The 26,637-nt window shown below is 74.0% G+C and carries 28 protein-coding genes; 13 read left to right on the top strand and 15 right to left on the bottom strand.

The window, feature by feature from the left end:
- Positions 1-74: 74 nt before the first annotated feature.
- On the bottom strand, positions 75-1,484 hold the full coding sequence (locus ACYU8I_RS15270) for an HNH endonuclease signature motif containing protein (protein WP_460842395.1): 1,410 nt from the start codon (positions 1,482-1,484) through the stop codon (positions 75-77).
- Between the two features lie 650 nt (positions 1,485-2,134).
- Positions 2,135-2,545 carry a DUF1810 domain-containing protein gene (locus tag ACYU8I_RS15265; RefSeq protein ID WP_460842392.1) on the bottom strand — a complete coding sequence of 137 codons (411 nt, stop codon included), beginning with the start codon at positions 2,543-2,545 and terminating at the stop codon, positions 2,135-2,137.
- Between the two features lie 2 nt (positions 2,546-2,547).
- On the opposite strand from ACYU8I_RS15265, the gene ACYU8I_RS15260 reads away from it, so the two are divergent.
- The gene (locus tag ACYU8I_RS15260) at positions 2,548-3,771 is read left to right on the top strand and encodes an NAD(P)/FAD-dependent oxidoreductase (RefSeq protein ID WP_460842390.1); all 1,224 of its coding nucleotides are present in this window, start codon (positions 2,548-2,550) and stop codon (positions 3,769-3,771) included.
- On the opposite strand, the gene ACYU8I_RS15255 is transcribed toward ACYU8I_RS15260, so the two are convergent.
- The 6 genes from ACYU8I_RS15255 to ACYU8I_RS15230 form a co-directional block, all read right to left on the bottom strand.
- The gene (locus tag ACYU8I_RS15255) at positions 3,768-6,191 is read right to left on the bottom strand and encodes a glycoside hydrolase family 3 C-terminal domain-containing protein (protein WP_460842388.1); all 2,424 of its coding nucleotides are present in this window, start codon (positions 6,189-6,191) and stop codon (positions 3,768-3,770) included. The genes ACYU8I_RS15260 and ACYU8I_RS15255 overlap by 4 nt on opposite strands.
- 58 nt (positions 6,192-6,249) lie before the next feature.
- On the bottom strand, positions 6,250-7,122 hold the full coding sequence (locus ACYU8I_RS15250) for a LamG domain-containing protein (RefSeq protein WP_460842386.1): 873 nt from the start codon (positions 7,120-7,122) through the stop codon (positions 6,250-6,252).
- Positions 7,119-8,018, bottom strand: a complete 900-nt coding sequence (locus ACYU8I_RS15245; protein ID WP_460842383.1) for a signal peptidase I — start codon at positions 8,016-8,018, stop codon at positions 7,119-7,121. The genes ACYU8I_RS15250 and ACYU8I_RS15245 overlap by 4 nt, the downstream gene beginning before the upstream one ends.
- Positions 8,019-8,039: 21 nt before the next feature.
- Positions 8,040-8,681, bottom strand: coding sequence for a hypothetical protein (locus tag ACYU8I_RS15240; RefSeq protein WP_460842381.1), 642 nt, complete (start codon positions 8,679-8,681; stop codon positions 8,040-8,042).
- A 168-nt stretch (positions 8,682-8,849) separates the two neighbouring features.
- The gene (locus tag ACYU8I_RS15235; RefSeq protein ID WP_460842379.1) at positions 8,850-9,737 is read right to left on the bottom strand and encodes an oxidoreductase; all 888 of its coding nucleotides are present in this window, start codon (positions 9,735-9,737) and stop codon (positions 8,850-8,852) included.
- Positions 9,738-9,779: 42 nt separating this feature from the next.
- Positions 9,780-10,271: a hypothetical protein gene (locus ACYU8I_RS15230; RefSeq protein WP_460842378.1), complete on the bottom strand. Its 492-nt coding sequence runs from the start codon at positions 10,269-10,271 to the stop codon at positions 9,780-9,782.
- Between the two features lie 119 nt (positions 10,272-10,390).
- On the opposite strand from ACYU8I_RS15230, the gene ACYU8I_RS15225 reads away from it, so the two are divergent.
- Together ACYU8I_RS15225 and ACYU8I_RS15220 are read left to right on the top strand one after the other, a co-directional pair.
- Complete coding sequence (locus ACYU8I_RS15225) at positions 10,391-10,726, top strand: ArsR/SmtB family transcription factor (protein ID WP_460842376.1); 336 nt, start codon at positions 10,391-10,393, stop codon at positions 10,724-10,726.
- Positions 10,726-11,655, top strand: coding sequence for a cation diffusion facilitator family transporter (locus tag ACYU8I_RS15220; protein WP_460842374.1), 930 nt, complete (start codon positions 10,726-10,728; stop codon positions 11,653-11,655). The genes ACYU8I_RS15225 and ACYU8I_RS15220 overlap by 1 nt, the downstream gene beginning before the upstream one ends.
- Positions 11,656-11,721: 66 nt before the next feature.
- On the opposite strand, the gene ACYU8I_RS15215 is transcribed toward ACYU8I_RS15220, so the two are convergent.
- Together ACYU8I_RS15215 and ACYU8I_RS15210 are read right to left on the bottom strand one after the other, a co-directional pair.
- Entirely contained in the window at positions 11,722-12,306 is a 585-nt protein-coding gene (locus ACYU8I_RS15215) for a TMEM165/GDT1 family protein (protein ID WP_460842372.1), read from the bottom strand.
- Positions 12,307-12,551: 245 nt separating this feature from the next.
- Positions 12,552-13,070 (bottom strand): VOC family protein, encoded by a 519-nt coding sequence (locus ACYU8I_RS15210; protein WP_460842370.1) that lies wholly within the window; start codon positions 13,068-13,070, stop codon positions 12,552-12,554.
- 80 nt (positions 13,071-13,150) lie between these two features.
- Between ACYU8I_RS15210 and ACYU8I_RS15205 the strand changes: the two genes are divergently transcribed.
- A complete protein-coding gene (locus ACYU8I_RS15205; RefSeq protein WP_460842369.1) occupies positions 13,151-13,684 on the top strand; it encodes a MarR family winged helix-turn-helix transcriptional regulator in 534 nt (177 codons plus the stop codon).
- On the opposite strand, the gene pdxT is transcribed toward ACYU8I_RS15205, so the two are convergent.
- Genes pdxT through ACYU8I_RS15190 form a run of 3 tightly spaced genes read right to left on the bottom strand, consistent with a single transcriptional unit; the run spans position 13,651 to position 16,171 of the window.
- On the bottom strand, positions 13,651-14,241 hold the full coding sequence (gene pdxT / locus ACYU8I_RS15200) for a pyridoxal 5'-phosphate synthase glutaminase subunit PdxT (RefSeq protein ID WP_460842367.1): 591 nt from the start codon (positions 14,239-14,241) through the stop codon (positions 13,651-13,653). The two genes, ACYU8I_RS15205 and pdxT, sit on opposite strands and share 34 nt — an antisense overlap.
- Positions 14,235-15,146: a pyridoxal 5'-phosphate synthase lyase subunit PdxS gene (gene pdxS / locus ACYU8I_RS15195; protein WP_460842364.1), complete on the bottom strand. Its 912-nt coding sequence runs from the start codon at positions 15,144-15,146 to the stop codon at positions 14,235-14,237. Before pdxS ends, pdxT begins: the two co-directional genes overlap by 7 nt.
- Entirely contained in the window at positions 15,143-16,171 is a 1,029-nt protein-coding gene (locus ACYU8I_RS15190) for an AraC family transcriptional regulator (RefSeq protein ID WP_460842362.1), read from the bottom strand. Before ACYU8I_RS15190 ends, pdxS begins: the two co-directional genes overlap by 4 nt.
- A 69-nt stretch (positions 16,172-16,240) precedes the next feature.
- Between ACYU8I_RS15190 and ACYU8I_RS15185 the strand changes: the two genes are divergently transcribed.
- Both ACYU8I_RS15185 and ACYU8I_RS15180 read left to right on the top strand, forming a co-directional pair.
- The gene (locus tag ACYU8I_RS15185; protein ID WP_460842360.1) at positions 16,241-17,782 is read left to right on the top strand and encodes a flavin-containing monooxygenase; all 1,542 of its coding nucleotides are present in this window, start codon (positions 16,241-16,243) and stop codon (positions 17,780-17,782) included.
- Positions 17,783-17,817: 35 nt separating this feature from the next.
- The gene (locus tag ACYU8I_RS15180; protein ID WP_460842358.1) at positions 17,818-18,192 is read left to right on the top strand and encodes a hypothetical protein; all 375 of its coding nucleotides are present in this window, start codon (positions 17,818-17,820) and stop codon (positions 18,190-18,192) included.
- A 10-nt stretch (positions 18,193-18,202) separates the two neighbouring features.
- On the opposite strand, the gene ACYU8I_RS15175 is transcribed toward ACYU8I_RS15180, so the two are convergent.
- The gene (locus ACYU8I_RS15175; protein WP_460842355.1) at positions 18,203-18,640 is read right to left on the bottom strand and encodes a VOC family protein; all 438 of its coding nucleotides are present in this window, start codon (positions 18,638-18,640) and stop codon (positions 18,203-18,205) included.
- Between the two features lie 59 nt (positions 18,641-18,699).
- On the opposite strand from ACYU8I_RS15175, the gene ACYU8I_RS15170 reads away from it, so the two are divergent.
- The 4 genes from ACYU8I_RS15170 (at position 18,700) to ACYU8I_RS15155 (ending at position 21,624) form a co-directional block, all read left to right on the top strand.
- A complete protein-coding gene (locus ACYU8I_RS15170) occupies positions 18,700-20,082 on the top strand; it encodes an alpha/beta hydrolase fold domain-containing protein (protein ID WP_460842352.1) in 1,383 nt (460 codons plus the stop codon).
- 98 nt (positions 20,083-20,180) lie between these two features.
- Positions 20,181-20,528 (top strand): HU family DNA-binding protein, encoded by a 348-nt coding sequence (locus ACYU8I_RS15165; RefSeq protein ID WP_460842402.1) that lies wholly within the window; start codon positions 20,181-20,183, stop codon positions 20,526-20,528.
- A 172-nt stretch (positions 20,529-20,700) separates the two neighbouring features.
- The gene (locus ACYU8I_RS15160) at positions 20,701-21,336 is read left to right on the top strand and encodes a hypothetical protein (protein WP_460842349.1); all 636 of its coding nucleotides are present in this window, start codon (positions 20,701-20,703) and stop codon (positions 21,334-21,336) included.
- 111 nt (positions 21,337-21,447) lie between these two features.
- On the top strand, positions 21,448-21,624 hold the full coding sequence (locus ACYU8I_RS15155) for a hypothetical protein (RefSeq protein WP_460842346.1): 177 nt from the start codon (positions 21,448-21,450) through the stop codon (positions 21,622-21,624).
- A gap of 84 nt (positions 21,625-21,708) precedes the next feature.
- Here the strand turns inward: ACYU8I_RS15155 and ACYU8I_RS15150 are convergent, their stop codons facing one another.
- Positions 21,709-23,346: a dolichyl-phosphate-mannose--protein mannosyltransferase gene (locus tag ACYU8I_RS15150; protein ID WP_460842343.1), complete on the bottom strand. Its 1,638-nt coding sequence runs from the start codon at positions 23,344-23,346 to the stop codon at positions 21,709-21,711.
- 68 nt (positions 23,347-23,414) lie between these two features.
- Between ACYU8I_RS15150 and rsmI the strand changes: the two genes are divergently transcribed.
- The 3 genes from rsmI to ACYU8I_RS15135 all read left to right on the top strand — a co-directional run bounded on the left by rsmI (position 23,415) and on the right by ACYU8I_RS15135 (position 26,625).
- Positions 23,415-24,302, top strand: a complete 888-nt coding sequence (gene rsmI / locus ACYU8I_RS15145; RefSeq protein WP_460842341.1) for a 16S rRNA (cytidine(1402)-2'-O)-methyltransferase — start codon at positions 23,415-23,417, stop codon at positions 24,300-24,302.
- The gene (locus tag ACYU8I_RS15140) at positions 24,299-25,132 is read left to right on the top strand and encodes a TatD family hydrolase (protein ID WP_460842339.1); all 834 of its coding nucleotides are present in this window, start codon (positions 24,299-24,301) and stop codon (positions 25,130-25,132) included. Before rsmI ends, ACYU8I_RS15140 begins: the two co-directional genes overlap by 4 nt.
- Positions 25,133-25,512: 380 nt before the next feature.
- Entirely contained in the window at positions 25,513-26,625 is a 1,113-nt protein-coding gene (locus ACYU8I_RS15135; RefSeq protein WP_460842337.1) for a transglycosylase family protein, read from the top strand.
- The last annotated feature ends 12 nt before the right edge of the window (positions 26,626-26,637 follow it).

Genomic DNA, 26,637 nt, shown 5'->3' with positions numbered 1-26,637 from the left:
TCGACCGATTGACCCCGGTCGAATACGAGCTGATCATGCTCCCAACCGCCACCCAGGCGGCCTAACCGAACCTGTCACCGGATGGTGCAGCAGACCCTCTTGGCGTTGTGGTGGCGTCTGCAGAGTGGGGCGAGATTGGCCGGGTGGGTCTGGCCGGGTGGTCCGCCGTCGTCGGGTGACTGGTAGGCCCCGATGTGGTCGAGGTCGCAGCGTCGTGAGTCGCGGTGGCAGCCGGGGAAGACGCAGTGGGCGTCGCGGAGCACGACCTGTTCGTGCATGAGCGGTGTCGGGTCGTGGGTGTCGACGGCCGGGTCGCCGCCGAGGTCGATGGGCCGGAGGGTGATGACCGGTGCGTCGATGCCATGCCGTGCGAGCCAGGCTCGGACGTCGTCCCCGGTGGTCGGTCCGGTGGTCGAGGAGGTTGCGCAGCAACCGTCTCGAGACCCCCCGGCCGTCACCGCTCGGACCCGCACGCGGCCGCCGTGGCTGGTGCGGCGGCGGACCCATGCGGCGAGCTGCTGTGTGGAGACGGCGCCGCGGGTCTCCTCGAGGAAGGTGCCGTGCTCGGCTGTGAGGTCGGTGGGAGTGAGGTGGACGACGAGGGCGACGTCGCCAGGTGCGCCAGTGGTGGTGCCGGGGTCAGGGTGGGTGGTGCGGCCCGACATGAGGTCGAGAGCGTGCTGCGGGTCGGCCAGGATCCCGACCGCGGTCGCCCGCCGGATGTCGCGGTCGCTGGTGTCGCCGAGGTCCCTGAGGTCGGCTGCGATGCGGGAGACGGTGGCGTCGAGGAGGTCGGCGTCGTCGGCGTCGAGGGTCATGTTGACGTCGACCACCCCGGGGGCGCGGTGGTCGCGGCGCAGCCACACCCCGCGCCGGGTGGCGGCTGCTTCCTCGTCCGCGACGGCGCGGTCGGGGTCAGCGGTGAGCCGGGCCTCGTGCACGAGACGGGCGGCGTCGACGCGGTGGATCTTGTCGGGCACAGCGGTGACCAGCCGGTCGGCGTGCAGCGCGGCGTCGTAGTTCAGGTCGTGGGTCTCCCGGCTGATCTGACGTGCGAGCCACACCGGCACCCGCCCTTCCTGGGTGAGCGCCCACAGCCGTGGCAGTCGGTAGGCGAGCTCGAGGGCGTCGCCTAGCAGGTGGCGGGCGTGGTCGTGGGACCGGTCCAGCGCCGCACCGAGCTCGAGCGGGGCGAGGGGGTGAACCAGCGGCGCACCCGGGCCGGCGATCGGGATGAGCACCCGCGACTCGTCGGTGGCCAGCAGGCCAGGCTCGCCCCAGCCCGCGTAGTCAGCCACCACGCCGTCGGCGTCGACCTCGGCCGGATGCGCCAGCGCCCACTGCAGCGCCATCCACACCTGCCGCACCTCAGCCGCGTGGGCGTCGGCGCGGGCAGTGAGAAGCTCGTCGATGATCGCTGCCCGCACGTCGACGTGTGGCGCGGCAGCAACCTCGTCGATGCTGCGCAGGGGTGCGATCTCCATGACCGGAGTCTACCGGCACGGACTGACAATCGAACAGGTGAGCGACAGCATTCGGACGGGCAGGTGCCCAGGGTGCTAGGCACCTTGCTGGGTCTCGCGGCTCGTCGCTTGCGCTCCTCGCACCTCGACCAGCCGGCAGCGGCAGTGGCGGTCGAGGGCCGGAGCCCTCAGGCGAGGGCCAGCACCCGAGGTCGGCGCGTCTGTCACGGCCGGGCCCTTCGAGACGGTTGCTGCGCAACCTCCTCAGGGAGCAGGTGGGTGGGGCGGCAGTGGTGGTCGAGGCGCCCGAGCCCCTGGGCGAGGGCCTCGAGACCTCCGCACCCAGGGTCGGCGGGCGGGTCACGGCCGGGCCCTTCGAGACGGTTGCTGCGCAGCCTCCTCAGGGAGCAGTTGGTAGGGCGGCAGTGGTGGTCGAGGTGCCCGAGCCCCTGGGCGAGGGCCTCGAGACCCCCGCACCCGAGGTCGGCGCGTCTGTCACGGCCGGGCCCTTCGAGACGGTTGCTGCGCAACCTCCTCAGGGAGCAGAAAGCCGTGCTGCGCAACCTCCTCAGGGAGCAGAGAGCCGTGCTGCGCAACCTCCTGAGGGAGCAGGAAGCCGTGCTGCGCCACGTCTCAGGGAGCGGGCAGCTCGAGACCGCGGCACCCGGGGGTCAGAGGCGGGCGGTGGTGTGGGGGTCGGGGGTGGCGTCGAAGAAGCGGTCGAGGACGGCGGGGAAGAGCGGGTCGTCGGGGTCGGCGCGGGCGAAGAGGGTGACGCAGGAGCGGAGCTTCATAGCGTCGACCGGGCCGAGGACGGACTCGGCGTCCGCACCGTCGAGGTCGAGCAGCGCCTGGCAGCACTCGCGCAGCCGAGAGCCGAGCACCGGGTGGTCGAGGTACGCACGCGCCTCGTCGAGGTCGACGATCCCGAAGTGCTGCGCGGTCGGGCTGCGGCCGAGTCCCCGCAGCTGCGGGAGCACGAACCACATCCAGTGCCCGGTCTTGCGACCGCGCCGCAGCTCGCCGAGCGCGTCGTCGTACGCCTGCTCCTGCGCCAGCACGAACCGTTCGAGACCGTCCACGATTGACCGTTACCCCGCTGGGCATCGGGGTCACCGTGCCCCCGTCACACCCCGTGCTGCACCACGACGTCCTCGTGCTCGGCGGCGGCAACGCCGGGGTGTCGCTGGCGGCGCACCTGCGCAGGCGCGGGGTCGACGACGTGGCCGTGGTCGAGCCGCGGCGCGAGCACCGCTACCGCCCGCTGCTCAGCTACGTCGCGGGCGGTCTCGCGTCGAGCCGCTCGCTGGTGAGGCCGCAGCGCCGGGTCGTGCCGCGCGGCGTGACCTGGCTGCCCGAGGAGGTCGCCGACATCCACCCCCGCGCGGGGGTGGTCCGGCTGGACAGCGGCCTGCGGGTGACGTACGGCGACCTCGTCGTCGCGGTCGGCACCGAGCCCGACTGGGACGCCTGGCCGGGGTCGCGGGCGGCGTACGACGCGGGGCTCGCGGCGTCGAGCTACCTCGAGGCGAGCGCCGAGCGGGCCTGGGAGCGGATGGCCGGTCTCGAGGAGGGCACCGTGGTCTTCACGCTGCCGCCGCCCCCGACGTCCTGCGGTCCGACGGCGCTGAAGCCGCTGCTGATGGCGTGCGACCACTGGCGTCGACGCGGCGTGCTGGGTGCGGTGCGGCCGGTGCTGCTGACCGCCGAGCGACCGACCGGGGTGGGTGAGCTGGACCCCTACGTGCAGGCGGCGCTCGACGACTACGGGGTCGAGGTCGTCGAGGGCGTGCGGCACGTCGAGGTCGACGTGGCGCGGCGCCGCGTCTGCACGGGTGACCGGGCCTTCGACGTCGCCTTCGTGCACCTGGTGCCGCCGTACCGCGCGCCCGACGTCGTGCGCCGCAGCGGCCTCGCCGGCGACGGGCCGGGCGGCCTGGTCGACAACGACCCGCGCACCTTCCGCCACCGCGCCTTCCGTGACGTCTGGGCCCTCGGTGACTGCGCGACGACGCTCAACCTGCACTCGGGCGCGGCGCTGCGCGAGCAGGCGCCCGTCCTGGCCGACAACCTCCGCGACGCCCGCCACGACTGCGACGCGGCGCTGCACGAGGACACCGGCTACTCCGCCGCCCCGGTCACCGTCGCCCGTGGCCGGCTCTGCTTCGCCGAGTTCGGGGCCGACGGGTCACGGCAGGGCTCGGTGCCGTACGTCGACCTGTTCCGGCCGCGGCGCTCCACCTGGCTGTTCGACCGCTACGTGCTGCCGCGGGTCTACTGGCGCGGGATCCTGCGCGGCCGGCTCTAGCGCCCCGTCACCCGTCGTACGACGCCGAGCGCGCCGGAGGCGGCCCGGGAGAGCAGCTCGCGTGCCACGGGGACCGGACGGGTGTTGACGGCGTCGAGGAGCAGGTCGACGCCGCGCCAGCCGAGGCGGCCGCCGGAGAGCACGGCGGCGGCCCGCAGTGGCAGCTCGTCGAAGCCGCGCTTGAGGAAGGCGCTGGTGGCCGGGTCGGACTCGGCCCGCTCGATCCCGCTCGCACGCCACAGCGCCCGCGCCGCGACGGCCCCGACCGGGTGGGTGGCGAGCTCCTCGAAGGTGGAGTCGCGGGTGAACGGGCGCACCGGGGCGGGCGTCGGCACCGGGTGGCCGAGGCGGGCCGCGAAGTCGGCCTCGGAGGTGGCGACCGCCGGCGTCGACGGGGGCTCCGCGCTCGTGGTGACGCCGCCGGTGACCTCGACGTCGACCGCCTCGACGACGTCGGCGCTCGAGCGGGCGACCTCGAGGCCGAAGCGGCCCGAGGGCGTGCGCCAGCCGTGCTCGCGGACGTCCCAGAACGCCAGCGCCCGCCCCGGGACGCGCACCTCGACCCGCGTGCTCTCGCCGGGACCGAGGTGCACCTTGGCGAAGCCGCCGAGCTCGCGGCGCGGTCGCAGCACGACCTCGGTGCGGTCGTGCACGTAGACCTGCACGACGTCGGAGCCTTCCCGGGTGCCGGTGTTGGTCACCGTCACCGAGACCACGAGGTCGTCGCCGGGCTGCACCGAGTCGCGGTCGACCGCGACGTCGTGCCAGGTGAAGGAGGTGTAGCCGAGGCCGTGTCCGAAGGGGTACGCCGGCTCCACGCCGGCGCTGACGTGGTGGCGGTAGCCGACGAAGAGGCCCTCGCGGTGCTCGACCTGGCGGGGACGGCCCGGGAAGAAGGGGTCGGAGGCGACGTCGTCGAGCGAGCGCGGCCAGGTCTCCGCCAGCCGCCCGCCGGGCTCGGCCTCGCCGTACAGCACGTCGACGAGCGCCGCCCCACCCGCCTGGCCGCCGAGGTGGCTGGCCAGCACGGCGGCCACGTCGTCGGCCCAGGGCAGCTGCACGGCGCCGCCGCTGGAGACGGCCACGACGGTGCGCGGGTTGGCCGCGGCCACGGCGGCGACGAGCCGGTCGTGCTGCTCGGGCAGGGCGAGGGTGGCGCGGTCGAAGCCCTCGCTCTCCATCACGGGCGGCAGCCCGACGAGCACGACGGCGACGTCGGCCTCGCGCGCGGCGTCGACGGCGACCCGCACCAGCTCGTCGTCGAGGGCGAGGTCGTCGACGCGGTAGCCGGGGGAGTAGGTGACCTGCGTCCCGCGACGGCGCAGCTCGGCCATCGCGGTGCTGACGCGCAGGGAGTTGACCAGCGAGCTGCCGCTGCCCTGGTAGCGCGGCTGGTCGGCGAAGGCACCGACCAGGGCGACCGTCGCGTCGGGGCGCAGCGGCAGCGTGCCGTCGTTGCGCAGCAGCACGGTGCCGGCGGCCGCCGCACGCCGGGCGACCGCGTCGTGCTCGTCCTCCGGGAGCTCGCGTCGCTCGGCCCGCGGCGCGCGGGCCACCAGGTCGAGCACCCGCTGCGCCGACGCCTCGACCGCGGCTGCGTCGAGGCGTCCCTCGCGCACCGCGGCGACGACCGCCTCGTCGTGCAGCGACGCCCCGCCCGGCATCTCGAGGTCCATCCCGGCCGCGACGCCCGCCGCCCGGTCGACCACGGCGCCCCAGTCGCTCATCACCAGGCCGTCGAAGCCCCACTCGCCGCGGAGCACCTCGGCGATGAGCCGGCTGTGCTCGGAGGCGGGCACGCCCCCGACGCGGTTGTACGACGACATCACCGTCCACGGCCGGGCGTGCGTGACGACGTGCTCGAAGCCCGAGAGGTAGAGCTCGCGCAGGGTGCGCTCGTCGAGCACCGCGTCGACGACGAAGCGGTGCGCCTCCTGGTTGTTGACGGCGAAGTGCTTGACGCAGGCGCCGACGCCGTTGTCCTGGATGCCGTCGACGAGGGCCGCCGCCAGGCGCCCGGCGAGCAGCGGGTCCTCGGAGAAGTACTCGAAGTTGCGGCCGCACAGCGGGTGCCTCTTGAGGTTCAGGCCCGGCCCCAGCACCACGTCGACCCCCAGGGCGCGCGCCTCCGCGCCCACCGCGGTGCCGACCTCGCGCACGACGGCCTCGTCCCAGGTGCTCGCGAGGGTGACGGCCGTGGGGAAGCAGGTGGCCGGCTCGCTGCCGCCGAGCCCGAGGTGGTCCTCCTCGGCGAGCTGGGCGCGCAGCCCGTGCGGGCCGTCGCTGACCATGGCCGCGGGTACGCCGCGCTCCGGCAGCGGCTCGGTGTGCCAGTGGTCGCTGCCCGACAGCAACCGCACCTGCTCCTCCAGCGTCAGGGCGCTCGCGGCGGGCAGGGACGGGGTCGTGCGCTCGGGCATCGGGCACCTCCGGTGGGGGAGCAGCCCAGCCTGCCACGGCGCCCCGACGGACCGCCCGTCAGCGGCCGGCGTAGTAGAGCTCGACGACCTGGGTGGGGCTCAGGGCGGTGGTCCAGACGGCGCCGTGGGCGATGCTCCCGGCGACGTAGCGGCTCGTGGGCTGGTTCGGCCAGGTGTCGAGGTTGTCGCCGCCGAAGCGCCAGAAGCCGTTGTAGACCTGCGCGCCCGGCGCCGTGGCGTCGCTCGCCACGAGCACGCCGTCCACGTAGAGGCGGAGCCCGCCGGTGGCCGTCCCGACGGTGTCGAGGGTGGCGACCACGTGGTGCCAGGCGCCGTCGTTGTAGGACGCCGTCGAGGTGGCGGTCCGCAGGGCGTTGGGGTAGACGCCGGCCACGAGCCGGCCGTTGTTGGTGAGGTAGACGTGTCGGTCGTACGACGTCGAGGCGGCCGCGGTGGTGGTGCCGTTGCCGAAGCCGACGAGCTTGCCGCCGGCTGTCGTCGTCGTGCGGAACCACACCTGCACCGAGAACACCTGAGGCCCGGTCGTCGGGCCGACGAGGGCGCCGGCCGGGCCGATCGCCGAGCCGGTGCTGCCGTTGAGGGTGATGGCGCGCGACGCGTCGCGCGGGCACGGCCCGGCCGCCGCGTAGGTGATCCCGGCCGTGCTGTAGGTCCCGCTGCGGCCGTTGCCGGAGACGTCGGTCACCGTCCCGAGCACCCCGCGGGACGTCTCGGCGAACGGGTAGGCGAGCCAGGCGCTGGTGCGGGTTGCTGCCGCGGTGCAGGAGAGCGGGTAGAGCCCCGTGGCCGCGGTGCTCGTCGTGTTGGTGATCCTGCCCGTGAGCACGCCGCTCGTGGTGGGGACTCCGACGATGCCGACCATCCCGAGCAGGAGCGCGAGGATCCCTGCGGCGAGCCTGGCCCGGGTCATCTGGTGTCCCCGTCGCGGTCCGGTCCGACGAGCAGCGAGAGGGCCATCGGCACCAGGCAGACGGCGACGAGCGCGGCCCAGCCCCACCACGCGAGGTCGAGGGCGGCGGTGACGGCGTACGCCCCGTCCGCCCGGTCGGCGAGGTGCATGGTGGCGAGCTCGCCGTCGCGCAGCCGGGCGGTCGCGCCCCCGTCGACCTGCTCGGCGCGCACCGGCAGCAGGCCGAGGGAGATGACGTCGACGAGCACACCGGGGCCACCGTCGTCCGGCGTGCGCTGGGCGACCTTCTCGAGGCCGACCCAGGGGGCGAGCAGCCAGTTGACGACGGCCAGGGTCACGCTCGCGCCGATCATCCGGGTGCCGCGACGGTGACGGCGGGCGAGCAGCAGGCTGACCAACCAGGTCGCCGCGCCGCCCACCACGAGCAGTGGCACGGCCTTCACCAGCCACCCGAGGCCTGGGGCGGACCAGGCCACGCGACCCACGAGGTCCGCGTCGCCGATGCTGCCGGAGTCGGAGGAGTCGTTGACGTCGCCCTTGGTCACCAACCGCGCGTCGTCGCCCTGCGACGCGACCCGCTCGACGACCCGGTGGGTGTAGACGGTGCCCGAGTCGGGAGCCCGGAAGGTCACGACGTCGCCCGCACCGACGTCGTCGGCCGTGGTGGGGGAGGTCAGGACGAGGGTGCCGACCGGCATCGCCGTGCCCATCGACGGCGTCTCGACGACGAACCAACGGCCCCCCTCCGAGCGCCACCAGAGCGCCGCCGCCAGGACGGCGACCACGCTCACGGCGATCGCCAGCGCGACGCCGATGCGTATCGCCGGGACCGGCGTCGCCGACGAGGGGTCGGGCAGCGCTGCCCGACCCCTCGTCAGCACCGACGTGTCGTCCACGGAAGTCGTCCGTCCGGCGCGTTACTGGCTGAAGTTCCACACCAGCGGCTGGCTGACCCGCTGGCCCTGCACCGCGGTCGTGGCGCTGCTGGGCAGGCTCACCACGAAGGTGTAGGCCTGCGAGGCGCTCTTGGCCAGCGCCCCCAGCTGGACGACGGAGGTGAAGCCGGCAGCGCTGCCGTTGTAGATCGGGGTGCCGGTGGCCGTGGCCGACTTGTAGACGGCGACGTTCAGGACCGAGCAGAGGTTGCTCGGGTCGGTGTTGGTCGCCGACGGGGTGACGGCACCGGTGACGCCGGTGCTCACCGCGGAGCACGCGCCGGGGGTCAGGTTGGAGGTGCCGACGTCGACCGACCCGGTGTTGGTGAAGGTGACCGTGGTCGTCTGCGAGCCGCCGGGCACCAGCGGCGTGGCGGTGCCGCCGTACTTGTTGATCGTGGCGCAGGTGCTGGTGCTGTCGTAGGTCCTGCAGGTCAGGTTGCCCGACGTCTCCTCGACGGCGAGGGCGGCGCTGGCCGCGTTGTTGGTGGAGTTGGTGATGGAGGCGGTGAAGCCCGAGAGGGTGGCGCCCATGGAGGCGGCGAGCGCGGCCGATCCGACGACACCGGTCGCCACGGTGGCGACGGTGACGCGGCTGGCACGAGGCGAGGCAGGACGAGGCATCAGAGGTGTCATCTTCCGAGGTGTTTGGCCGGATTTATGACACTAGTTTGAGCAAGATGTCCGTTTTGGACTAACGAATCGCCCAGTTCTGGAATTCGTGACTAGACCACTTGTGCGCCATCCGTGACACAACCGCGCCCACGGCGTTGACACTCGTTCGGGTTGCGCTCACAGGCCGACCCGGACCGGCTGCACGCGGGCCAGTCGCTCCAGGTCATCGGCGTCGAGGGCGAGGTCGCCGGCGGCGAGGTTCTCCTCCAGGTGCGCGACGGAGCCGGTGCCGGGGATGAGCAGCAGCCGCTCGTCCTGCGCCAGCAGCCATGCCAGGGCGACCTGGCTCGCGGTGGCACCGTGACGCTCGGCCACCGCCGCGATCTCGGGGTCGGCCGCGAGGGCGGTCGGCCCGCCGTTGAACGCCGAGCCGAGCGGGAAGAACGGCACGTAGGCGATCTCGAGGTCGGCGGCGACCTCCAGGGTCGGCCGGTCGCTCTGGTCGAGGATGCTGAAGGGGTTCTGCACCGAGACCACGCCGGCGTGCTCGACGGCGTGGCGCACCGTCTCGGGCCGGACGTTGGAGACGCCCACGTGGGCGACGAGGCCCTCCTCGCGCAGCGCGACAAGCGCGTCGAGCTGCTCCTCGACGGGGTGCTGGTCGCCCTCGGGGTGGTCGAGCTCGTAGCGGCGCAGGTTGACCATCGCCAGCTGCTCGACGTCGAGCGATCGGAGGTTGGCGTGCACCTGCTCGCGCAGCTCCTCCGGCGAGCCCGCCGGCAGCCAGGCGCCCTGGTCGTCCCGGCGGGCGCCGACCTTGGTCACCAGCCGCAGGCCCTCGGGGTAGGGGTGCAGCGCCTCGCGGAGCAGGTCGTTGACGACGTCGGAGCCGTAGAACTGGGCGGTGTCGACGTGGTCGACGCCGAGCTCGACCGCCCGCCGCAGCACCGCCCGGGCCGCGTCGGGGTCGCTCGGCGGGCCGAAGACACCCGGCCCGGCGAGCTGCATGGCGCCGAAGCCGACGCGTCGTACGGACAGGTCACCCAGGGTGGCGGTCTGGCTCATGCCTCCACGGTGCCCCGTGGGGCCGTGCTGCACCAGGTGGGGTCAGTGGTGGGAGCCGTGGTGGGCCGCGCGGTGCGCCGGCAGGTCGCGCATGACCAGGTGGAAGACGCCGAACCGCAGGGCGCCGGCGATCCCGTTGGCGAGGAGCAGGACCAGCACCTCGAGCGTCGTCGACGCCCCGGGGGCCGCGACGTGCAGCAGGGCCAGGGACCCGGAGGTGATCGCGAGCCCCGCCCCCAGGAGGGCGAGCCCGAGGGCCTGGTGGCCGAGGTGCAACAGCCGCGAGCGGCTCTGCACGTCGAAGGTGAGACCGCGGTGGGAGTCGGTGCTGCCGATGGTGGTCAGCACGAGCGAGACGGCGTTGGCGAGCTGGGCGCCCAGGGGGTCGCGGAGCACGGCGTACAGCACGAGGTACAGCAGGGTCCAGGCGCCACCGACGACGACGAACGTCGGCGCTCGGTGCCACCACGGCGCCTCGGGCGCGGGGTGGAGCACCCGGCGCCCGGTGTCGACGACGTCGTGGAGGGTGGGCATGGTTCCAGGATGCCCGCTCTCGCCGTGGGCCAACCCTGTCGTGGCTGTCCCCTTCCTGTGTGCGCCGACACCGCGCCCGAGACTGCGGTCGGTACATCGTCGACTGTACTCTCGCGGGCATGACGCTCCAGGCCGAGCTCACGCTCGACGCCCTCGCCCGCTTCGGGCACGCCCTGTCCGACCCGACGCGCGCCCGGGTGCTGATGCGGCTCCGCGAGGCCCCGGCCTACCCGGCCGACCTCGCCGCCGACCTCGGCACCAGCCGGCAGTCGATGAGCAACCACCTCGCGTGCCTGCGCGGCTGCGGCCTCGTCGTGACCGTCGCGGAGGGGCGGCGCACGCGCTACGAGCTGGCCGACCCCCGGGTGGCCCACGCCCTGGGCGACCTGCACGCCGTCGTGCTCGCCGTCGACCCCGACGTCTGCGGCCCCACGGCTGCCGAGGATCCCTGCTGATGGGCGCGGGGCACGGGCACTCCCACGGCCACTCCCACGGGCACTCCCACGGGCACGCGGGTGCCCGGCACCGGTGGCGGCTGGTGCTGGCCTTCGGCATGGTCGGCGTCTTCTTCGTCGTCGAGCTCGTCGCCGGCCTGGTCTCGGGCTCGCTCGCGCTGGTCTCCGACGCGGGGCACATGGCGGCCGACGTCGTCGCGCTCGGTGCGGCGCTCGTGGCGACCCGCGTCGCCACGCGCCCCGACACGACCGGCCGGCGCTCCTACGGCTCCTACCGGGCCGAGGTGTTCGCCTCCGGGCTGACGGTGCTCATCATGCTCGGGGTGTCGGCGTACGTCGTGGTGGAGGCGGTCGGGCGCATCGGCGAGCCGGTCGTCGTCGAGACCGGGCTGATGCTCCTCGTCGGTGGCCTCGGGCTGCTGGTCAACCTCGTCAGCATCCTGGTGCTGCGCAGCGGCGCCGCCGAGTCGATCAACGTCAAGGGCGCCTACTACGAGGTCGTCGCCGACGCCGCCGGCAGCGTCGGGGTGATCGCCGCCGGGCTGCTCGTCGTGGTGTCGGGCTCCACGGTCTGGGACACCGTGGTCGCCCTGGCCATCGGTGCCTTCGTCGCGGTGCGGGCGGTCGTGCTCGGACGACAGGTGCTTGCCGTGCTCGGCCAGCACGTGCCCGAGGAGGTCGAGCTCGCCTCGGTCGTCACCGACCTCGAGGCCGTCGACGGCGTCGCCGACGTGCACGACCTGCACGTGTGGATGCTGACGTCGGGCATGAACGTCGCCACCGCCCACCTCGTGGTCGCCGACGGCGCCGACGCCCAGGCGGTGCTGGTGCGCGCCCAGGAGGTGCTCCGCGCCGACCACCACGTCGAGCACGCCACCCTGCAGGTGGAGTCGCGCCCGACCCAGCAGTGCCACGAGGTCGACTGGTAGGTCCGGACGTCATCACCTCCGGTCGCCCGAGCGACCAGGACGCATGACGTCCCGCACGCGCCCGCGTCAGCCCAGGACGCCCGCGCCCTCGAGCACCAGCAGCACGCCGAACAGCGCGAAGAGCGCGGCGGCGCCGTACCTGATGACGTTCTCGGGCAGCTTCTTGCCGAGCACGGCGCCCACGACGATGGCGAGCGCGTCGGCGGCGACCATGCCGATGGTGGAGCCGATCCACACGCCGAACCAGTCCTCCTGGGTGGCCAGGGTGATGGTGGCGAGCATCGTCTTGTCGCCCAGCTCGGCCAGGAAGAAGGCCGTGCCGACCGCGACGATCGAGAAGCCGGTGGCGTTGCGTGCCTTGTCGGCCTCGGCGTCGGTGAGCTCGTCGCCGCGGAGGGTCCAGGCGGCGAAGCCCAGGAAGGCGAGGCCCGCGACGATCGCGATCGGGCCCTGGTAGTCGGCGAACGCGTCGCCGATGAAGAAGCCGATGCCGACGGAGGCGAGGTGCACGATCGCGGTGGCGACGGTGATGCCGACGAGCACGTCGCGGGCGCGGTAGCGCGTCGCGAAGGTCATCGCCATCAGCTGCGACTTGTCGCCGAGCTCGGCGACGAAGATGACCGCGGTGGACAGCAGGAAGGCGTAGATCACGAAGGACTCTCTCCCGCACCCGGTCTCGGCTGCGTGGACGCACCCTCGACCAGGCGCGTGACGACAGGGACACGGCTACTGGTCGAGAGTCTCGTCCGCCACCTCGCGGTGGCCTGCCGCACCGGACCCGCGGAGTCGCTGCGGCGTCAGTGTGTCGATGCGGCCGTTGGGGACTACTCCCTCTCGGCGTGCACGACCTTAGGGCACAGGGCGCGCTCGACCAACCGGACGCGGCGCGAGGTGCGTCACGCGGGGTCGAGCGGCACCAGCTCGGCGCCGGTGCGCACGCCGCTCCACCGACCGACCTCGGCGGCGAGGTCGAGCCGCTCCGTGGTGGCCGACTCGGCCATCTCGCCCCAGGCCTCCCGGGGCAGCATCCACATCACCTCGAGCTCGTTGCCGTCGGGGTCGGCGGCGTACAGGCTCTTGGTGGCGCCGTGGGAGGACTCGCCCCGCAGGGCGCCCAGCTCGGCGAGGGTCCGGCGCACCTCGACGAGGTCGTCGACGGTGTCGACCTGCCAGGCGAGGTGGTAGAGCCCGATCGAGCCCTGGGGGCGGGGCGGCTGCGCACCCACCCCGAAGAGGCCGAGGTCGTGGTGGTTGCCCGAGCGGGTCAGCCGCAGGAAGGCGGCCTGGGGCGCGGCGGGCGGGCCGACCTGCGTGACGACCTCCATGCCGAGCGCGGCCTCGTAGAAGGCGACCGCCCGTGCGACGTCGGCGACGAAGAGGACAGCGTGGTTGAGGCGGACGGCTGAGACGGGCATCGGCGCTCCAGAACTTGTAGGTACAAGCACATTCTAGGTCGATCAGTTCAACTGTCAACCATTCGGCGTAGGATGGGGGCATGGAACCGCGATGGCTCGACGACCGGGAGCGCGCCGCGTGGCTGCGCCTGGTCGCCGTCACCGAGCTGCTCCCCAGCGCGCTCGACACCCAGCTGCGCCGGGCGGCGGAGCTGACTCACTACGACTACTTCGTGCTCGCGATGCTCTCCGAGACCGACGACCGCACGCTGACCATGTCGACGCTGGCGCACCGCACCAACGCGACGCTGCCCCGCCTGTCGCACGTCGTACGACGGCTCGAGGCGCGCGGGCTGGTGGAGCGCTCGACCGACCCGGCCGACCGCCGCGTCACCCGGGCCCGGCTGACCGACGCCGGCATGGACCTCGTCGTCGAGGTCGCCCCCACCCACGTCGAGCACGTGCGCGAGCACGTGCTCGACGCGCTCACCCCCGAGCAGGTCGACCAGCTCGCCGACATCGCCGACGGCCTGGTCGCGCGGCTCGACCCGGAGGGCCGGATGTCGTCGCTGCTCGACTCGGCCCCGCGTCCGGGCGCGGGTCAGGCGGGGGAGACCACCTCGTCGACGAAGTAGCGGTGCACCCGCAGGTCACCGGTCAGCTCGGGGTGGAAGGCGGTCGCCAGCAGCCGCTGCTGCCGCACCATCACGGCGTGGCCGTCGACGGCGGCGAGCACCTCGACGCCCGGCCCGGCCTCCTCGACCCACGGGGCCCGGATGAAGACGGCGTGCAGGGGCTCGTCGAACGCCGTCACCTCCACGGCGCGCTCGCCCGAGTCGAGCTGGCGGCCGAAGGCGTTGCGTCGCACCAGCACGTCGAGGCCGCCGAGGGTGCGCTGGCCCTCGACGCCGTCGACGATGCGGTCGGCGAGCAGGATCATCCCCGCGCACGAGCCGTACGCCGGCAGCCCCTCGGCCAGGGCGGCGCGCAGGGGCTGGTGCAGCTCGAAGACCCGCAGCAGCCGGTCCATCGTCGTCGACTCGCCGCCCGGGAGCACCAGGCCGTCGAGCCCGGCGAGCTCGTCGGGGCGGCGTACGGCGACCGCGTGCGCGCCGACCGCCTCGAGCGCGAGCAGGTGCTCGCGCACGGCGCCCTGGAGCGCGAGGACGCCGACCCTCGGGGCGGCTACCAACCGCGCTCGGCGAGGCGGTGGGCGACGGGCAGGTCGGCGACGTTGATGCCGACCATGGCCTCGCCGAGCCCACGCGAGACCTTCGCGACGACGTCGGGGTCGTCGAAGAACGTCGTCGCCTTGACGACGGCCGCGGCCCGCTCGGCGGGGTTGCCGGACTTGAAGATGCCGGAGCCCACGAAGACCCCGTCGGCGCCGAGCTGCATCATCATCGCGGCGTCGGCCGGGGTCGCGATGCCGCCGGCGGTGAAGAGCACCACGGGCAGCGTGCCGGTCTCGGCGACCTCCTTGACGAGGTCGTAGGGCGCCTGCAGCTCCTTGGCGGCGACGTACAGCTCGTCGGTCGACATCGAGCGCAGCCGGTTGATCTCGGCGCGCATCGTGCGCATGTGGGTGGTGGCGTTGGAGACGTCGCCGGTGCCGGCCTCGCCCTTGGAGCGGATCATGGCCGCGCCCTCGGTGAGGCGGCGCAGCGCCTCGCCGAGGTTGGTGGCTCCGCACACGAACGGCACCTGGAACTGCCACTTGTCGATGTGGTGGGCGTAGTCGGCCGGGGTCAGCACCTCGGACTCGTCGATGTAGTCGACGCCCAGCGACTGCAGCACCTGCGCCTCGACGAAGTGGCCGATCCGGGCCTTGGCCATCACGGGGATCGACACCGCCTCGACGATGCCGTCGATCATGTCGGGGTCGCTCATCCGGGCCACGCCGCCCTGGGCGCGGATGTCGGCGGGCACCCGCTCGAGGGCCATGACGGCGACGGCGCCGGCGTCCTCGGCGATCTTGGCCTGCTCGGGGGTGACGACGTCCATGATGACGCCGCCCTTGAGCATCTCGGCGAGGCCGCGCTTGACGCGGGTGGTCCCGGTGACGGGCGTCTGCTCGCCCTGGTGCTGCGTGGTCATGCCCCCAGTTTCCCACCCGCGCCCCGTCGCCTGACCTCGCGGGGTGAGACCGCGAACCACCGACGGCAGGCCCGGGTCAGGGCCGACTGCTCCGAGAGCCCCAGCAGCCCCGCGATCTGCCCCATCGGGGCGTCGGTGGTCGTCAGGTAGCGCTCGGCCTCCGCCCGCCGCACGTCGTCGAGCACGTCGGCGAACCGGGAGCCCTCGTCGGCCAGCCGGCGCTGGAGGGTGCGGGGGTGCAGGTCGAGCAGCCGGGCCACCGCCGGCAGGTCGGGCGCGCCGGTGCCGAGCAGCTGCACCAGCGCACCTCGCACCCGCGAGGTCCAGAGCAGGCGCTCGTCGGCCGGTTGCTGCTGCGCCAGGAAGTCGAGGGCCAGGCGGCGCACGGCCTCGTCGCGACCGGCCAGCGGCAGCCGGCCGAGGTCGGCGGGCAGCCGCAGCGTCGCCACCGGCCGCCCGAAGCGCACGGCGACCCCGAAGAACGCCTCGTACGTCGCCACGGGTGCGAGCGGGCGCCCGGGCAGGTCGACGCTGCGCAGGCCGTAGTGACCGCCGACGAGGGCCACGACCGCCCGGTGCAGGGAGCCGAGGCTGAGGTCGACCCCCTGCCGGGGGACCGGGGTGCCGGGCTCCGCGACCTGGTACTCCAGGGCGGCCACCCCGTCGGCACCCTCGGGGTCGGGCACCAGGCGGATGCTCATCGCGGGGGCGTGCACGAACAGGTAGCGCTCGGTGCACTCCAGCGCCGCCGCGACGGTGGGGGAGTTCTCGATCGCCAGGGCCAGCGGACCCAGCAACGAGAGGTCCTGGCGGGCCGCGACCCGCAGGCCCAGGTCGGGGCAGCCGAGGTCGTGCGCGGCGAGCTCGAGCACGGCCGCCATCGCGACGTCGGGCACCAGCACGTCGTCGGCCCCGAGCGCGGCCGGGTCGAGGCGCGCCCGGCGGGCCAGGTCGACCGGGTCGCCGCCGAGCTCGGCCACCACCTCGCGAAAGCCCCGCAGGCCCGCCGACCGGATCACCGACATGTCGTCCAGGGTCAAGTAGTTGTCGTCCATGGTCAAGTGCGGAGCGCGGCCCCACGTCAGGCTGGAGGCATGAGCACGACCGCGGAGACCCGCCCCCAGCCCCTGCCCGACCACGTCGACGTCGTCGTCGTGGGTGCCGGCCTCTCCGGTGTCGGCGCGGGCTACCGGCTGCAGACCGAGGTGCCCGACCGCGACTACGTCATCCTCGAGGCGCGCGAGGCGATGGGCGGCACCTGGGACCTGTTCCGCTACCCGGGCGTGCGGTCCGACTCCGACATGTTCACCCTCGGCTACCAGTTCCGCCCCTGGCGCGGGGGCAAGGCGATCGCCGACGGCGCCGACATCCTGTCCTACATCCAGCAGACCGCCGCCGACTTCGGGATCGACGAGAAGATCCGCTACGGCGCCAAGGTGGTCGCCGCCGACTGGAGCAGCGCCGAGGCCCGCTGGAGGCTCACGGTCGAGCGCGACGGCAGCGAGCACGTGCTGACCTGTGACTTCGTCTACTCGTGCGCGGGCTACTACGACTACGAGAACCCCTACCGGCCCGAGCTGCCCGGCCTGGAGGACTTCGCCGGCGAGGTGCTGCACCCGCAGTTCTGGCCGGAGGAGGACGCCGACGCGCGCTACGCCGGCACGAAGGTCGTCGTGATCGGCTCCGGAGCCACCGCGGTCACCCTGGTGCCCAACATGGTCCGGGGCGAGGGCCGCGCCGAGCACGTGACCATGCTGCAGCGCAGCCCCACCTGGATCTCGGCGGTGCCGAGCCGCGACCGGAAGGCCGACTGGCTGCGCGCCCACCTGCCCGCGCAGGTCGCGCACACCGTCGTGCGCGCGAAGAACGTCGCCTTCGGCACCGCCGTCTACCAGTTCTGCCAGCGCTTCCCCGAGCGTGCCCGCAAGGTCCTGACCGACAACACCACGCGCATCCTCGGCGACCGCGAGATGGTCGCCGAGCACTTCACGCCGTCGTACGACCCCTGGGACCAGCGGCTCTGCGCGGCCCCCGGAGCGGACTTCTTCAAGGCCATCAAGGCCGGCGACGCGAGCGTCGTCACCGACACCATCGAGACCTTCGAGCCCGGCGGGATCCGGCTGTCGTCGGGCGCGCTGCTCGAGGCCGACGTCGTGGTGACCGCGACCGGCCTGCAGCTGCTCGCCTTCGGTGGCATCGCACCGTCGGTCGACGGCGAGGAGGTCGAGCTGTCGGAGCAGTTCGTGTGGCAGGGCACGATGATCACCGGCGTGCCGAACTTCGCCGTGTGCATCGGCTACACCAACGCCTCGTGGACCCTGCGGGCCGACCTCTCGCACCGGCTCGTGTGCAAGGTGCTGCGGCTGACCGAGCGCGAGGGCGCCGCCGCCGCGGTGCCGCAGCCCGACCGCGACCTCGCGGAGCGACCGCTGCTCGACCTCGCCAGCGGCTACGTGCAGCGCTCGATCGGCGCCTTCCCTCGCCAGGGGGACTCCGGTCCGTGGCGGGTGCGGCAGGACTACGTGCTCGACTCGCTGCTGACGCTGCGTCGAGACCTGCGCCGCACGCTGCGCTTCGTCCCCCGTCCCGAGGTGCGCCGCCCTGCCGCGGCGCCCGCCGAGAAGGTCCCGGCCTAGCGCCCGTCCGCCGGGACGGGTGAGACCCTGGGGCGGTGAGCGACGACCGCACCCCCGCCCGCCGCGGGGACAGGCGACAGCGGCACCTGCTCGACCCCGACGACCTGCGTCCGCCGCCGGTGCGGCCGGGCACTGAGATGTCGCTCGACAGCGTGCAGAAGTGGGTGCTCAGCGCCATCACCGTGATCCTGGCGATGGCGCTGGCCGGCGGTGCCTCGCTGATCGGCTACGTCGCCGAGCCCGACCGCCTCGACGCGCGCATCGGCGCCAACGTCATCGCTGGCCTGATCGGCGTGGCGGGCGTCGCGGCCGGCCGGCTCATCCACCAGTGGCACCCGGTCTCGGCCTGGGTGCTGCTGGGGGCGCTGCCGGGCGTCGTCGGGGCCGCGCTGACCTTCGGCTGGGTCTAGGCGGCCGCCCTCAGGCGGCGCCCGGCTCCTGGCCGCTGGCCTGGTCGAACATCCACGCCACGCCGAAGCGGTCGGTGACCTGGCCGAACCAGTCGCCCCACATCTGCTGCTCGAACGGCACGTCGACGGTGCCGTCGGCGGCGAACGCGTCCCACCAGCGCTTGAGGGTCTCGGCGTCCTCGGGGTCGGCGGTCAGCGCCACCGCGAAGTCGTTGCCGCGTCGGACGGGCTCGCCCGGGGCGCCGTCGGAGGCGAAGATGCGGAAGCCGTCGGCCGTGACGAGCCGGGCGTGCATCACGCCGTCGGCGGGCGGGCCGTCGTCACCCGTGGCACCCATGTCGCCGAAGGTCATCACGTCGAGCTCGCCGCCCAGCACGGACCGGTAGTGCTCCATGGCCTGGCGGGCGTCGCCGTCGAAGATCAGGTAGGTGGTCAGGTAGGTGCTCATGGTGTCTCCTCCTCGGGGGTCGTGCCGATCTGACCACCGACCTCCGACAAACTCATCGGGTGAGCTGGCAGATGCAGGGCGTGGGGTTGTTCATGAGGGCGACGCGCAAGCGGCGCTACCTGCGCGAGGACGGTGCGCAGGAGCTGCTCACCCGGGCGAAGGGCGACGCGACGCCGCCGCGGCGGGTGCGCGAGGCGGTCGACGTCACCACCGAGACGGTGCGCGGGCACGCCGTGCACGTCCTGCGGCGGGCCGGGTCACCCGCCGGTGACCGGCCGGTGGTCGTCTACGTGCACGGTGGCGCCTACGTCAACGAGGTCGTGCGCCAGCACTGGGACTTCGTGGTCGAGCTCGCGGCGGAGGTCGACGTCGAGGTCTGGCTGCCGGTCTACGGGCTCGCCCCGCAGCACGACGCCGCCCAGGCCCGCGCGCTGCTCGCCGAGCTGCTCGACCGGCTGCGGCGCGAGGGCCGGCCCTGCTGGCTGGCGGGCGACTCGGCCGGCGCGGCCCTGGCGCTGGTGGCGGCGCAGCAGCAGGTCGACGAGGGCTCCACGGTGCGCGGGCTCACCCTGATGGCGCCGTGGCTCGACCTGACGATGGTCAACCCCGACCTCGACGCGGCCGAGCGCGCCGACCCGTGGCTGGCCCGGGCGGCCCTGCGCGAGGTCGCGCGCACCTGGGCGGCCGGCACGCCCCTCGACGACGGCGCCGTGAGCCCGCTCTTCGGGCGCTTCGCGGGGCTGCCGCCCACCCACGTGCTGGTCGGCACGCGCGACCTGACCCACCCCGACTGCCGGCTGCTGGTGGAGCGGCTGCGCGAGGCCGGGGTCGAGACGACGTACGACGAGCTCCCGGGCGCCATCCACGTCTACCCCCTGCTGCCGGTGCCCGAGGGGCGTCGGGCGGCGGCCGGGATCCGGCGACGGATCGCCGCCGGGCTCGGCGTCGCGGCGCCGCGCGAGGACGGCACCGTGCTGTGGCTCCGGCACGCCCGCACCTTCGCGCTGCCGGTCGACGCGGCGTACGACGCAGTGCTGGCGGCTCCGCTCGAGCGCGTCTTCGACCGGCGCCACCTGCTCATCGCGCCCATCACCCGCACGGAGGGCCAGCAGGGGGAGTGGGGCCGGGTCGGGCAGACCCGCACGATCGTGCTGGGCGACGGCTCGACGATGCGCGAGGAGCTGGTCGACGTCGTTCCCGGTGAGTGCTTCGACTACCACCTCGACCGGGTCACCGGGCTGCTGCGCCCGCTGCTGAGCGAGGTCGACGGCCGGTGGAGCTTCGCGCCCGACGGCGACGGCACCCGGGTCACGTGGTCGTGGCGGGTCACGCTCGTCGGGCCCCAGGCACCCGTGGTGGCGCCGGTGCTCGCGCGGCTGTGGCAGGGGTTCGCGGACCGTGGGTTCGACCGGCTCGACGGCCTGCTGCGGGGCGGTCGCTGAGGCGGAAAGTGCGCCACGGCGGGGGCGCGTCGCGCGCCGGAGCCGGTTTTCATGGCAGAGTCCGCCGGGATGCGCGGCCCTGACGGGCTGCGTGAGGCCTGCCGACCCACCGACGGGACGGGTCGCCACCTATCCGTCAGCACCCCCGATCGACAAAGGAGCACAGCATGAACAAGAAGGAGCTCGTGGAGCAGGTCGCCAGCGCGACCGGCACCTCGCAGTCCGCCGCCGGCGACGCCGTCGACGCCGTCGTGGCCGCCGTGACCGGCGCCCTGAAGAGCGGTGACAGCGTCACCCTTCCCGGCTTCGGCACCTTCGAGGTGCGCGAGCGCTCGGCGCGCGAGGGCCGCAACCCGCAGACCGGCGAGAGCATCTCGATCGCCGCGAGCAAGGCCCCGGCGTTCAAGGCCGGCGCGGCGCTCAAGCGCACCGTCAACGGCGAGTGACCCCGGCGCCGCGCACCGCGCGGCGCCACCCGCAGGGCGGGCCCCCCACACCCGGGGTGCCCGCCCTGTGTCGTCCCCGGCCCGATCGGCCCGACCTGAGCCGCCCGACCTGAGCCGCCCGACATGACCTGGCCTGCCGGACCCACGGGGTCCGCCTGCCTAGGCTCGCCCCGTGATCACCCCCCGACCGGTCGTCCAGGGCGTCCTCGCCGCGCTGCCCGGGCTCGCCCTGATGGTGGCGGGCTACTTCCACCCGCAGAGCCTCACCGAGGACACCGCCCACCGGTGGTGGACGCTCCACGTGCCGGGCATGCTCGCCTTCCCGCTGGTCGGGGTGGCGCTGGTCGCGCTCTACCGCCGTCGGTTCCCGCGCCGCGACGACCCCCTGGCCTGGCTGGTGGTGCTGGCGTCGTTCGGCTACGCGATCTTCTACAACGCCCTCGACATCCTCAGCGGGATCGGTGCCGGCTGGGTCACCTCGCGGCTGCCGTCCGGGGCGGAGCGCCCCGACGAGGTGCGCTCGATCTTCGCGATCGGCACCCCGATCGGCGAGGTCGGGTCGTGGTGCCTCGTCGCGGCCGCGGTGCTCGTCACCGTCGACCTCGTACGCCGCTGGGGCGCGGCCGGCGCGCCGGCCGTCCTGCTCGTGCCCGGTGCGCTGGCGGTGCACGTCGACCACATCTACTGGCCGCTCGGGGCCCTCGGCATGGGGCTGATCGGCGTCACGACCGGGTACCTGGCGTGGATCCTGGCCCGACGAGACGACGCCCCGGCCAACCCGCGGTCCACCCGTTTGTCAAGTTCGTAGGTCGGAGCGGGCCTTCGTGATCTAGTCCAGACGGACTATGTCCGATTTCTCCTGGGTGCTCTACTGTCGTGAGTGACGCCAGCCACACCCCTCGGCGCACAGGAGGCCACCATGCAGGCAGTCGCACCGCTCTCGGTCCTGCTCGTCGGACTGCTCGGCGTGCTCGTGGTCCTCGTCGGGGTGGCCCGCATCGCTCTCGCCGAGCACCGGCTCTCCACTGCCCGCGTGGTCGTGCCGGCGCTGGTGCCGCCCGTCCCGCCGGTCACCGGCGAGGGCATCGCCGCCTGAGCGTCGTCTCCGCCGGATCCGTCGCCAGGTCTCTCGCGCCCGCCGGGCCGGGGGACCTGCTGCGTCCGCGGGTGGGGGCGGACCTCAGATCCAGCGGCGGAACCACATCCGCTGCAGCCACTCGGCGTTGGTGAGCAGCCCGTCGGTCCAGATCGGGTAGAACCACGCGAACGCCAGCACCGTCAGGCCCAGCACCGCGCCGGCGACGACGGCCGCCACCAGCCGTCGCCGGCGCGAGCGCCCGTCGCCCGCGAGCTGGCCGACCAGCAGGGTCGTCGCCAGGATCAGGAAGGGCAGTGACAGCGAGGCGTAGTAGCTGAAGATCGGCCGGTCGCTGTAGCGGAACCACGGCAGCCAGGTCGACGCCACCGCTACCAGCACGAGCAGGTGGCGCCAGTCGCGCCGCGTCACGCCGGCGACGAGGCTCCACAGCAGCGCGAGCGACCCGGTCCACCACACGACCGGGTTGCCGAGCAGGAGCACCTGCCGCAGGCACGTCGACCCCTCGGCGGCCTGGCAGCCCTGGACCCCGGGCTGGATGTCGAGCTCGGTGGCCACGCCGACGGGGCGGTTGAGCAGGAACCAGCCCCACGGGCTCGACTGGTAGGTGTGCGTGCTGTCGTTGAGAAAGTTGGTGTGGAACGAGTAGACGTCGTGGTGGTAGTGCCACAGCGAGCGCAGCGACTGCCCCAGCTCGGGCAGGAAGCCGGTGGCGTCGGTCTCGAGGTAGCTGCCCCAGTAGGGGCCGTACTGGGTGTCGGAGAGCGCCCGCTCGTACTCCGCGGCGTTCAGCAGCCACCCGGTCCAGCTGAAGACGTAGAGCACGAGCGGCAGCAGCACGACGTAGCCGAGGGCGGGCAGGGCGTCGATCAGCACCGACTTCGCCACCGCCCAGCGCACGCCGAAGCTGCGCCGGGCGCCGGCGTCCCACAGCCACATCAGCAGGCCGAACGCGGCCAGGGCGAACAGCGCGGTCCACTTCGTCGACACCGCCGCACCCCACATCACCCCGGCGGCCAGGCGCCACGGACGCCACCACAGCCGCGGGCCCCAGCTGCGGGGTGACAGCCGGGCGTCGCCGAGGCGGGCGGCGAGCCGGGCCCGCCCCCAGTCGCGGTCGGCGACCTGGCAGCTCACCGCGCACAGCACGAACAGCGCCAGGAAGATGTCGAGCAGCGCGAGCCGGGAGAGCACGAAGTGCTGGCCCTCGAAGGTGAGCAGCAGTCCCGCGAAGAGCCCCAGCGCCGTCGACCGGGTCAGTCGACGTGCCAGCCGGATCAGCACCAGCACCATGACGGCGCCGGCGACGGCGGAGGCGATCCGCCAGCCGAAGGGGTCCATGCCGAAGCCGCGCTCGCCGAGCGCGATCAGCCACTTGCCGAGCTCGGGGTGCACCACCATCGACGGCTCACCGGTCCACTGCCCGGTGGTCTGCCCGCCGAGGATGGCCTCGTCGGCCCCGTCGACGTAGCCCTGGACGTAGCCGAAGCGGAGCAGCGACCACGCGTCCTTGGCGTAGTAGGTCTCGTCGAAGGCGAACACCCGGGGCGTGCCGAGGTCCTTGACCCGCAGGAAGAACGCCAGCGCCGTGACGAGCAGGGTGCCGGCCCAGGCCAGCATCGGGTCCTTGTCGCGGGGCAGCGCACGGGCGCGCTCGTGGGCAGGTGGCCGGCCCCCCGACGGGTGGCGCGGCGTACGTCGCACCAGCTCGGCCGTGGTCACGTCGCCCAGGCTACGGGTCGCAGGTGGTGTCGGGAGCCGAGCGCGACGGGTCGGGCATCATCGGAGCCATGTCCGAACCGAGCACAGGGTCCCACGCGACCCCCGGTGGGGTGCTGGTGCTGGCGGCCACGCCGATCGGCCGCCCCGAGGACGCCTCGCCGCGCCTGGCCGCCGAGCTGGCCGGCGCCGACCTCGTCGCCGCGGAGGACACCCGTCGGCTGCGTCGCCTGGCCGACGACCTGGGCGTCACGCTGACCGGGCGGGTGCAGTCGTACTTCGAGGGCAACGAGCACGTCCGCACCGAGGCGCTGCTCGACGCGCTGCGGGCGGGCGAGCGCGTCGTGCTCGTCACCGACGCGGGCATGCCGAGCGTGTCCGACCCCGGCTACCGGCTGGTCAGCGCCGCCGTGGCGCACGACGTGCCCGTGACCTGCGTGCCGGGGCCGTCGGCGGTGCTCGCCGCCCTGGCCGTCTCCGGGCTGCCGGTCGACCGCTTCTGCTTCGAGGGGTTCCTGCCCCGCAAGGCCGGCGAGCGCGACCGACGCCTGGCCGAGCTGGCGGAGGAGCCGCGCACGCTCGTGCTGTTCGAGGCGCCGCACCGCACGGCGGCGGCCCTCGACTCGCTGGCCGGCGCCTTCGGGGGCGAGCGGCGCGCGGTGGTGTGCCGCGAGCTGACCAAGACCCACGAGGAGGTGCGTCGCGGCACCGTCGCCGAGCTCGCGGCCTGGGCCGCCGGCGGCGTGCGCGGCGAGGTCACGATCGTGGTCGAGGGTGCCCCGCCCCCCGAGGCCGTCACCGACCCGGCGACCCTCGCCGCCCTCGTGGCCGCGCAGGAGCAGGTCGGGGTGCCGCGCAAGCAGGCGATCCCCGACGTGGCGAAGCGGGCCGGTGTCCCCAAGCGGGTCGTCTACGACGCCGTGCACAAGCCCGGGGCCCAGAGGGGTGAGGGGGCGTGAGCGCGCGGCCCGAGGTCCCGGAGCCGCTGCCGCACCCGGTCGTCGACAACCACTGCCACCTCGACGTCTCCCGCGGCGACGAGCAGCCGCTCGAGGTCGAGGAGGCGCTGCGGCTCTCCGCCGCGGTCGGGGTGCCGCGGGTCGTGCAGGTCGGTTGCGACCTGCCCGGCGCCCGCTGGGCCGTCGCGACCGCCGAGGCCCACGACGCCGTGGTCGCCGCCGTGGCCCTGCACCCCAACGAGGCTCCCCGGCTCGCCGCCGAGGGCACCCTCGAGGCCGCGCTGGCCGAGGTGGAGGAGCTCGCCGCGCACCCGCGGGTGCGCGCGGTCGGCGAGACCGGGCTCGACTACTTCCGCACCGGCCCCGACGGCGTGGCCGCGCAGCACGAGTCCTTCCGCGCCCACGTGCGCCTCGCCCGGCGTCTCGACCGCACCCTCGTCATCCACGACCGCGACGCCCACGACGACGTGCTGCGCCTGCTCGACGAGGTGGGGACGCCCGAGCGCTGGGTGATGCACTGCTTCTCCGGCGACGCCGCCTTCGCTCTCGCCTGCCTCGAGCGCGGGGCGCACCTGTCCTTCGCCGGCACGGTCACCTTCACGAACGCCGACCCGCTCCGGGAGGCGCTGCGCGCGACGCCCCAGGAGCGGCTGCTCGTCGAGACCGACGCCCCCTACCTCACGCCGGTCCCGCACCGCGGCCGCACCAACGCGTCGTACCTCGTGCCGCTGACCGTGCGGGCCATGGCCGAGACCCGCGGCGAGGACCTCGCCGAGCTCTGCCGCGCCCTCGAGGCCAACACCTTCACCGCCTTCGGCGGCGCCTGGTGACCCGGCTCGCGGTCGTGTCGATGTCAGGATCGCGTCATCCGAGGGGCGGTCGGCCGACCCGGACCTGACATCGAGGTGCTGAGTTTCCGGCTGGCCGGAAAATCAGCGCCCCGGTGACAGGATCCGGTCGTGGCAGGCGGCCGACGCGGACCGAGACCGGACGCCGATGGGATGTGACACGGCCCACGTCGGTTTGCCAGGCTCGCGACGACCTGCTTATGGTCGTGCGCTGTTGGCCGGGAGCGGTACGCGGAGCAGTGGCGAGACGTCGCAGCGCGCACGACCCTGGCGGGCGCCTGTGGGGGGAGCTCGCGCGCAGTGTCGCGACGCGGGGAGGCGACGCCGGACCGTGGCCCGGGACCCCTGAACCCAGGAGAGACGTGCGCGCACGCCTTCAGTCCTTCAGTCGTCACCAGATCATCGCCCTCGGCCTCGTGGCCGCGCTGCTCGTCGTCCTCGCCGGCACCTCCGCCTACGCGGCCATGAGCCGCACCGTCACCCTCGTGGTCGACGGCAAGCCCACCGAGGTCCGCACCTTCGGCGCCACCGTCGGCGACGCCCTCGCCGACGCCGGTCTCGAGACCGGCTCGCGCGACCAGGTCGTGCCCGCGCCCGACACCCGGGTCGAGGACGGCTCCGAGGTCTCCGTGCGGTTCGCCCGCCCCCTCGCCATGACCATCGACGGCGAGGAGCAGGGCTTCTGGACCACCGCGACCGACGTCGACGCCGCCCTCACCGACATCGGCATGCGCTTCGTCGGCGCCAGCCTGTCCGTCAGCCGCGGTGCCGAGATCGACCGCTCCGGCATGGCCATCGAGGTCGTGACCCCCAAGGAGGTCACCCTCAAGGTCGGCGCCACGAAGGCCCGCACCGTGACCGAGCCGGTGCTGACCGTGCGCGAGCTGCTCGACGAGCGGGGCGTGGACGTCGACTCCGACGACAAGGTCCGCCCGGGCCTGAACCGTGAGGTCACCGACGGCCAGGAGGTCGTCGTCACCAAGTTCCGCACGGCCGAGAACCGCGTGGCCCGCGAGGCGGTGCCGAACCGCACCGAGGAGCGCGAGACCGACGACCTCGCCGCCGGCGAGACCCGCGTGGTGACCGAGGGCCGCGACGGCCTGCGCGACGTCACCTACCGCACCGTCTTCCGCAACGGCGAGAAGGTCCGCACCACCGAGACCGCGGTGCGCACGCTGCGCGCTCCCGTGACCCGCGTCGTCGAGGTCGGCACGCAGCCGGCGACCCCGTCGTCGACGGCCAACGCGGGCGTCTGGGACGCGATCGCGGCGTGCGAGTCGGGCGGCAACTGGGCCACCAACACCGGCAACGGCTACTACGGCGGGCTGCAGTTCTCGCTCGGCACGTGGCAGGCGTACGGCGGCTCCGGCATGCCGCACGAGAACAGCCGCGAGCAGCAGATCGCCGTCGCCGAGCGCGTCCGCGCCGCCGAGGGCGGGTACGGCGCCTGGCCTCACTGCGGGGCCGGTCACTGACGCCCCCTAGCC

It is taken from the genome of Nocardioides marmoraquaticus (assembly GCF_054777915.1).
The sequence above is the reverse complement of the archived record's forward strand: the minus strand, read 5'-3'. Positions and strand labels throughout refer to the sequence as shown.